This window comes from Fulvivirga sp. (assembly GCF_040220315.1).
GTDB lineage: Bacteria > Bacteroidota > Bacteroidia > Cytophagales > Cyclobacteriaceae > Fulvivirga.
This window is the reverse complement of sequence record NZ_JAVJUY010000237.1, coordinates 1-7,948: the sequence shown is the minus strand read 5'-3', so window position 1 is coordinate 7,948 and position 7,948 is coordinate 1. Positions and strand designations below refer to the sequence as shown.

Sequence of the window (7,948 nt, the reverse complement as noted above, 5' to 3'; positions counted from 1 at the left end):
CAGGCAAGAAACAACATGAAAGAAATGAAAGTGGGCGACTTGGCTCTTTATTATCATAGCGTAAATGATAAATGTGTTGTTGGTTTAGCTAAAATAGTAAAAGAATTTTATCAGGATCCTACTACTGAAGATGATCGGTGGGTGGTGGTAGACATTGCACCGGTAGAGAAGTTTAAAAAAGAAGTAACATTAGCAGATGTAAAGGCCGATTCCAGATTATCTGAAATGGTTTTGGTTAAAAACTCGCGTTTATCTGTTCAGCCAGTTAAAAAAGAAGAGTTTGACATAATTGTGGGTAAAGGTAACGAGTGAAAAATATTTTGATCATATTATTTTCATTACTGGCAACTGCAGTTTTCTCACAGGTATACCAGACCCATCGGTATGAACTCGAGAAAAAAAATAACGATGATTTTTTTACAGTACTTCCGGTAGGTGATCTGGGTGTTATCATCTACCGAGATACAGATAAGTATAAAAAAGGCAATGTACTACATATGGTATCGCTGGATACAACATTGACAGAACGTTGGAGTACTGAGCTATCCATAGATACCAAACTTGAGTTTAAAGGTTTTGATATCACGAGGTCGAAAATGTATCTCCTTTTTAGAGATGGGCAGTATGAAAAAAATGATTACCATCTTATGGCTATTTCCGTACTGGATGGCGAGGTTACCAGGTATGATATAAAAAACGAAATAGCTCTGGAATTAAGCCACATGGCAGTTTTGGAGGATGGTTTAATTCTAGCAGGTTATGTAAATCTGAGTCCTACATTGGTGTCATATAAATTTGGTGAGCAGAGTTTTGAGGTGGTTCAGGGGTTCTTTAAGGATAGAAGTAATGTGGTAGATCTTAGAGATAATGGCAACTCAACCTTTAACGTAATTACGCTTGAAAAGGACTATGTTGGTTCATTAGTTCGTTTGCGCACCTATAGCTACGATGGAGAATTATTATTTGAGCGGGAAGTTAAGATGGATGAGCGCTATCACATTCTTAGTGCTAAATCCAGCGGTTTTATTGATGGCAACATCATCGTGGCAGGTACGTATGGTATGAGCAAATCATACTATTCTTCCGGCCTTTATATAGCAGTTGTAAAACCAGCAGGCCAGGATAATATTGTCAAATTCCACAATTTCTTCGCATTAGAACATTTCTTTGATTATATGAAACCAAAGCGGGCAGCCAGGATTAAAGCGAAAATGAAACGTAAGTCTGAAAAAGGCAAAGATGTTCACTATTCATCGCGCCTGCTCTTGCATGAGGTTAGAAAAAGTAAAGACGGCTATTTACTAGCAGCTGAAATTTTTGACCCTGACTACATTACACATTCAAGACCTGGTATTGATAATGGTTTTGCTTCTCAGGAGGAAATTGAAAGAAGAAACAGGGCTGCACAACGGTATTCGAAACAACCAAGTAAAATACATAATGTAGATGATGCCTCCAGTTTTGAATACCTGGAATCAATTGTAGTTGGTTTAAATAAATCAGGCGATGTTATCTGGGATAATAGCTTAAAAATAAAAGAAGTTGAAACATACGCATTGGATCAGATTGTTCAGGTAGCCGAACACGACAGACAATTGAGCATGTTGTATCGGGCTGAAGAAACCATAAACTTTAAAACTGTTCAGCAGTCAGAAACTATAGAGGAAGGTGAAGAACCACTCAAGTTAAAAAATGAAGGTGAAAAAATTGTGCATACATATCGAGGGGCAGGCAGAAGTGAGTATTGGTATGATAATAATTTCATTGTTTGGGGCTATCATAAAATTGATAGTGAAGTGGAGACTTTAGATAGAAGAAATGTATTATACATCAATAAAGTGGTATTTAAGTAGATTGTTGTTAGGAGTAGTCCTCCTTTTTATAGTAACAGAATTAACAGCTCAGATCACTCAACCAGACAGGTTTGAAATACCTAGTAATTATGACAAGGTTGACGTTATACCAGCCGGTGAAAATGGACTATTCCTTATCAGCAACCATCGAGAACCTGGCGGATCTGAAATTGAGTGGAAGGTTATAAAACTTGATACAGCATTTTATGGTAATTGGGATAGGACTTACAATGTGCCAAAAAACCAGGTGTTATTGAGTAAGTATTTCGATAAGGGTAAATTGTATTTTTTGTTCTCAAAAGACGACCCCAAGGACAGAAACCTGGAACTTATATCATTTGATGTTAATGACGGTTCGGCAAATAGCTATGTAATTAGAAATTACATTCCATTTTCATTGTTTGATTTTAAAGTTTCAGATAATGCTGCAATCATAGGAGGTTATTTTAACTATCGCCCGCTTGTTATTCTCTATAATTTTGAAAACCAAATACCTGTCATTTTGCCTGGCCTGTTTATAGAAAATGCTGATTTTGCCCAAATAAAAGTGAACTCAAAAAATACGTTTGATATATTATTAACGGGTAAAACAATCGATAAAAAGGCAACAATTTTTATTTATACCTACAGCACGAGAGGAGAACTTCTGAGGCAAACTGCTCTTGATACCGACAAGAAAAAAGGCTTGCTTTTTGGTCGCTCTGAATCATTAAATCAAGGTGCGCAGATGGTAGCTGGCGTATACGGAAAAAGAAACTCTGAATACTCTAGAGGCGTATTTATGGCAAATGTAAATGCAGATGGAACGCATGAAATTAATTATTATAATTATGCCGAGCTGGGCAATTTTTTCAACTATATGCGCTCCGGACGTGAACGAAGGGTAAGAAATAGAATTGAGCGAAGAAAAATAAAAAACAAAAAAATAAAATTTACTTATCGGCTTTTGGTACACGATATCATTGAAAACGGGGATAATTATGTGTTGTTGGGTGAAGCCTTTTATCCCAAATACAAAAATATACAAGGAAATTATACCGGAATTTTCACGCCAATATATTCAATAAATCGTGGCATCTACAGTTCAAATAGAATCTTTGATGGTTTTAAATACACCCATGCTGTTTTGCTAGGGTTTGATAAAAAGGGTAATCTTCTCTGGGATAATAGCTTCGAAATTAATGATGTTATATCCTTTGAACTAGAACAGTTTGTGCATGCAAGTGTAGACAAAGATCGAATAGCACTATTATATGTGTTTAATGACAAGATACGATCGAAAATAATTAAAGAAGATAAAGTAATAGAAGACAAGGAGTTAACCCCAATTAAACTGAAGTATGACTCTGACAACTTGATTGAGCAAAGCACCAGCATTCAGGGCCTTAACAGTTGGTATGGCAATGTATTTATTACTTACGGTACCCAAGAAATAAAAAACCTTACTTCCGGAGCTGTTGACTTAAAAAGAAAGGTGTTTTTTATCAATAAAGTGATTTACAAATGAGATAATTATATATTTGCATTCAGTTTGGCAATGCAAAAGAAACTCATATTAGATTCCAACCTCTTAAGCATCACACTTGATCGGCTTTGCCAGCAACTCATTGAAATTCATGACGATTTTGAAGACTCTGTAATACTAGGCATGCAGCCACGCGGAGTATTTTTAGCGGAATTGATTCATCAGAAACTTGAGAAGGCCACAGGTAAGAATATTCATCTTGGACAATTGGATACCACCTTTTACCGAGACGATTTTCGAAGGAGGGAAACCCCGGTGGCAGCCAACTCAACGTATGTGCCATTTATTATTGAAGAAAAAAACGTGATTTTAATCGATGACGTCTTATATACAGGCAGATCAGTGCGCTCGGCTTTGGATGCAATGATTGCTTTTGGAAGGCCAAATAGGGTTGAGCTTCTAACTTTGGTAAATCGCAAATATTCCCGTGAGTTGCCTATTGAAGCTGACTATATTGGCATAGATGTAAATACTATGGATAGCCAGAAAGTACTGGTAGAGTTGGAGGCACAGGGCCACAAGAGTAATAAAATTTGGTTGATAAATAAGGAAGAAAAATAATGTCAAGACTGAGTCAAAAACACCTTCTGGGAATTAAGAACATAAACCGAGAGGATATTGAACTCATTTTTGAAACAGCAGCCAGCTTTAAAGAAGTAATTAACCGGCCAATAAAAAAGGTCCCTTCTTTAAGAGATATAACAATCGCCAATGTTTTCTTCGAGAACTCCACAAGAACTAAACTCTCATTTGAATTGGCAGAAAAAAGACTTTCTGCCGATGTTGTTAACTTTTCATCGTCCAACTCATCGGTTAAAAAAGGGGAGACCTTACTTGATACTGTTAACAATATATTAGCTATGAAGGTGGATATGGTAGTAATGCGGCATAGCAGCCCCGGTGCACCACATTTCTTAGCCAAACACATAGATGCCAATATTGTAAATGCCGGTGATGGTACGCACGAACACCCCACACAGGCTCTATTAGATACGTTCTCTATTTATCAGAAACACGGAAGCCTTGAAGGTCTAAAAGTGGCGATAATAGGGGACATCTTGCACTCAAGAGTAGCATTATCTAATATTTTTGCACTTAAAAAACTTGGCGCTGAAGTGATGGTTTGCGGACCAAACACTTTACTGCCAAAATATATTAATTCATTAAATCTTAAAGTTGAGTTGGACGTACGTAAGGCATTACAGTGGTGCGATGTGGCTAACATACTCAGAATACAGCTGGAAAGACAGCATATTAAGTACTTCCCGTCACTAAGGGAGTACTCGCTATATTACGGTATTAATAAAAAGCTGCTGGACAGCCTCGACAAGCAAATTACAATAATGCACCCTGGGCCAATTAATAGAGGGGTGGAATTAAATAGTGATGTAGCAGACTCCGATCATTCACTCATTTTAGAGCAGGTAGAAAATGGAGTTGCCATAAGAATGGCGGTATTGTATTTGCTTGCAGGAGTGCAGTAACAATTTACTATCTTATGCTAAAGGCTCTGGATGCATTTCTATTCGCCACCCATTGCGTGGTGATACTCTTTAATTTATTTGGATGGATTCACCCCAAAACCAGAAAACTACATTTGATTGTGGTAGGTCTCACCTTATTTTCATGGTTAGGGTTGGGTATTTGGAAAGGGTTTGGATATTGCATTCTAACTGATTGGGAGTGGGATATAAAACGTGAATTAGGAGAAAGAAACTTACCTGCTTCATTTATTCAGTATCTTTCCAATAATATTTTTGGGTTAGGATGGACTCGTTCAACCGTTGATACCCTTACACTTACTGTATTCTTACTGGCAATTATAGCTTCCATTAAAGCTAATTTTTTCAAAAAAGTCACTATCTAGTTTTCTCAGTATCAAATTTAAAAACAGAAAGTCAGTCATACTGTTATTATTAAAACAGTGTACCATGCATCTTACAAAGTCTGATTTAGAAAATACTGAAAGAATTAAAAGGCTGAACTTAGTTAATAGTGTTACTGGAGTTAAACCCGCCAATCTGATTGGAACAAAATCGAATTCTGGTAAAAGAAACTTAGCAATTTTTAGTTCGGTATTTCATTTAGGCAGTAATCCGGCTTTAATTGGTATGATTTGCAGGCCTGCGGGGGATGTTCCAAGAAACACACTAGACAACATACAACAAAATGCCATTTACACAATTAATTCTGTTCCGAAAAAACTAATACGAAAGGCGCATTATACATCAGCAAAGTTTGATAACAGTGTTGATGAATTTGAATCTTGCCAAATAGAACCAGAGGTTATTTCAGGATTTGACGCACCATTTGTAAAAGATAGTCCACTAAAAATGGGGATGCATCTTCAAGAACTAATACCACTCAGCATCAATAACACGATTCTTATTATAGGATCCATTGAACATCTACTAATAGACGATAAAATACTTGATGACAATGGTTATATTGAACTTGATAAAGCTAACATAGTTGGTATTGGCGGTTTAAATAATTATTACAGTTTACATCATCAAGAGCAACATCCTTACGCACGCGCCTCAGAACTGCCAAATTTTTAATCAGGTAGGTTCATGCCATTTCCTGTTAATTGCCAGGTTCCAAGAGAAACAGGTATGTTTCCATAAGAATTCATAGTATCAAAAAAACGTTTAAGTTCGAATTGCTCGTTATTCATTTCCATCAACAGCGCGAATTCCATCATAGCATTTTCCATGAGATACTTACCAGTAATGTAGCTTGTCCCGTAGCCTGGTTGTCTCAGGTATAGGTGTTGTTCAAAAATTAAAAGCTCTTTTTCTGTTTTCATCCACCCTCGCGGAGTATACTCAGAGTGTATGCCACCAGCTTCTTCCATTGTCATCATATTAGCATGGGCATATAATGAGCCTAAGCCACGAGCCGCTCGTTGTGCAATAAGTATGTACACTATTTCTCTAACTCTCGGATTATCATCATATAAGCCGGCATCCATAAACATTTCTTCAACTGCTGTTGCCATGCCTTCGTTACGTGAATCAAAAATGTTATACAATAGTGGTGTGCTGCGAATATGGCTGGCATGCGGCTCTGTATCCATTCTGGCCAACTCAAACCAATGGTAGAAGTGAGAATAAAGCGGCCTTGGATCGTGATGGGCCGTTATCCAGAAAAAATTCCGTGTCTCCTCAGGTACGTAACTTCCTAAATGCGCATCTAATGCAGGTTTAAAATAATCCTTCACAGTAACTATTTCATCATTCTCTAAAAAGTTGAGCAGGCTTTGTGCCGATATTTTGGCTAATTGATCGTATTTTTCAGGGGAGTTAACAGGCTCGATAGCCGGTAATTTTCTGTTTCTATGCTCCTCTAATTTAAGAGCTGACCATGCCCTCGCTAATTCCCTTTTAAGCAGCATCACTTCATCATCCCAACTTAAAGGTACTAAATGCACATTTTGCTGATACCAGGAATAATTCTCTTTTCCAATGCCTGAAGGCCCGGTCTTCTCCTCAGATTTGCTTTCCAACCATTCTATAAAGTCTTCAGTTGAACTAATTGCTGTATTTATTACAGCAACCAGCTTCTTGTTTCTGCTTACACCATCAAACGTTAATAGGGTTTTTAAATCGGCACTTTGCATTCTTAAATCTCGTATTCCTGTTATCCAGAGGTCTCGGGCATTGCCTGTTAAATTCAGCTTTGCTTGCTCATTCAAAGGTGGTATAATTATTAAATCAGCAATTAATTGAGCTGATTGATCTTTGGTTAAAGGAAAGGTATATTTCCATAGCTCGGTGGTCATGTGGTGTGTCGGCCCTTCATGGGCGGGTACATCACTTCGATATGTCCAGACCGACTTATAAAAAGCCGGATCGCGTACCCATGGCTTTAGAATGTCATAATTAAATTGGTAGCCGTTCATTTCTGCCCAGACTATAAGCCAGTCAACTTTGCTCGCCACTGACCATCCTGTGGTGTCAATAGCAATTAACTGAGCTTGTAATTTTTCAAAGGCAGGCCATCTTTTGTTAAATGTTTCTAAAGTATAGTCTGGAGCGCCTTCTTTTAAAGGAGGCTTTTCAAAAGTGCGCCAGTTGTTAAACAATGCAACTAATTCTGAATAATTGTCTTGTGATTGTGCCGCAGCACCAATTGAAATGGAACAAGCAAGAAGTATAAAAAGCATTTTCATGGTATGAATATACGCATGAAAATGCTATAAATGAATGTTATTCCTCAAGAGCAGCCACTCCAGGCAACACCTTACCTTCCATATACTCGAGAAGGGCACCACCACCAGTAGATACATAGCTCACCTTATCGCCATAGCCCAAATTGTTTACAGCCGAGGCAGAATCGCCACCGCCAATCAAGGAGAAACCTCCATTCTCAGTGGCTTCTACAACCGCTTTGGCAATACTATTGGTGCCATTCGAAAATTTTTCCATTTCAAAAACGCCCATAGGGCCATTCCATAAAATGGTTTTCGATTTTTTAATTATGTTGGAGAAGACTTCACTCGCTTGCGGCCCAATGTCTAAGCCCATCCACCCGTCAGGAATGCTGGTATTAGCCACAATTTTAGTAT

The 7,948-nt window shown here is 37.8% G+C and carries 9 protein-coding genes; 7 read left to right on the top strand and 2 right to left on the bottom strand.

Annotated elements, in window-relative coordinates; genetic code table 11:
- The 7 genes from RLO81_RS11375 to RLO81_RS11345 form a co-directional block, all read left to right on the top strand.
- Positions 1–312, top strand: a 312-nt coding sequence (locus RLO81_RS11375; protein WP_350111571.1) for an EVE domain-containing protein, incomplete at its 5' end; no start/stop codon positions are given.
- On the top strand, positions 309–1,853 hold the full coding sequence (locus RLO81_RS11370; RefSeq protein WP_350111569.1) for a hypothetical protein: 1,545 nt from the start codon (positions 309–311) through the stop codon (positions 1,851–1,853). The genes RLO81_RS11375 and RLO81_RS11370, both read left to right, overlap by 4 nt.
- Positions 1,819–3,360, top strand: coding sequence for a hypothetical protein (locus RLO81_RS11365; protein WP_350111567.1), 1,542 nt, complete (start codon positions 1,819–1,821; stop codon positions 3,358–3,360). The genes RLO81_RS11370 and RLO81_RS11365 overlap by 35 nt, the downstream gene beginning before the upstream one ends.
- Before the next feature lie 30 nt (positions 3,361–3,390).
- Positions 3,391–3,939: a bifunctional pyr operon transcriptional regulator/uracil phosphoribosyltransferase PyrR gene (gene pyrR / locus RLO81_RS11360; RefSeq protein WP_350111565.1), complete on the top strand. Its 549-nt coding sequence runs from the start codon at positions 3,391–3,393 to the stop codon at positions 3,937–3,939.
- On the top strand, positions 3,939–4,862 hold the full coding sequence (locus tag RLO81_RS11355; protein WP_350111563.1) for an aspartate carbamoyltransferase catalytic subunit: 924 nt from the start codon (positions 3,939–3,941) through the stop codon (positions 4,860–4,862). Before pyrR ends, RLO81_RS11355 begins: the two co-directional genes overlap by 1 nt.
- A gap of 14 nt (positions 4,863–4,876) precedes the next feature.
- Positions 4,877–5,245, top strand: coding sequence for a DUF2784 domain-containing protein (locus RLO81_RS11350; RefSeq protein WP_350111561.1), 369 nt, complete (start codon positions 4,877–4,879; stop codon positions 5,243–5,245).
- Positions 5,246–5,309: 64 nt separating this feature from the next.
- Positions 5,310–5,939 carry a flavin reductase family protein gene (locus tag RLO81_RS11345; protein WP_350111559.1) on the top strand — a complete coding sequence of 210 codons (630 nt, stop codon included), beginning with the start codon at positions 5,310–5,312 and terminating at the stop codon, positions 5,937–5,939.
- Here RLO81_RS11345 and RLO81_RS11340 read toward each other — a convergent pair.
- Together RLO81_RS11340 and pgk are read right to left on the bottom strand one after the other, a co-directional pair.
- Entirely contained in the window at positions 5,936–7,546 is a 1,611-nt protein-coding gene (locus tag RLO81_RS11340) for a hypothetical protein (protein ID WP_350111557.1), read from the bottom strand. The genes RLO81_RS11345 and RLO81_RS11340 overlap by 4 nt on opposite strands.
- A gap of 43 nt (positions 7,547–7,589) precedes the next feature.
- The coding region (pgk, locus tag RLO81_RS11335; protein WP_350111555.1) for a phosphoglycerate kinase at positions 7,590–7,948 on the bottom strand (359 nt) is incomplete at its 5' end.

Excerpts from the sequence above, each read along its gene's own strand:
- RLO81_RS11365 (WP_350111567.1), top strand. The coding sequence starts at position 1,819 with ATGTATTATACATCAATAAAGTGGTATTTAAGTAGATTGTTGTTAGGA.
- pyrR (WP_350111565.1), top strand. The coding sequence starts at position 3,391 with ATGCAAAAGAAACTCATATTAGATTCCAACCTCTTAAGCATCACACTT.
- RLO81_RS11355 (WP_350111563.1), top strand. The coding sequence starts at position 3,939 with ATGTCAAGACTGAGTCAAAAACACCTTCTGGGAATTAAGAACATAAAC.
- RLO81_RS11350 (WP_350111561.1), top strand. The coding sequence starts at position 4,877 with ATGCTAAAGGCTCTGGATGCATTTCTATTCGCCACCCATTGCGTGGTG.
- RLO81_RS11345 (WP_350111559.1), top strand. The coding sequence starts at position 5,310 with ATGCATCTTACAAAGTCTGATTTAGAAAATACTGAAAGAATTAAAAGG.
- RLO81_RS11340 (WP_350111557.1), bottom strand. The coding sequence starts at position 7,546 with ATGCTTTTTATACTTCTTGCTTGTTCCATTTCAATTGGTGCTGCGGCA.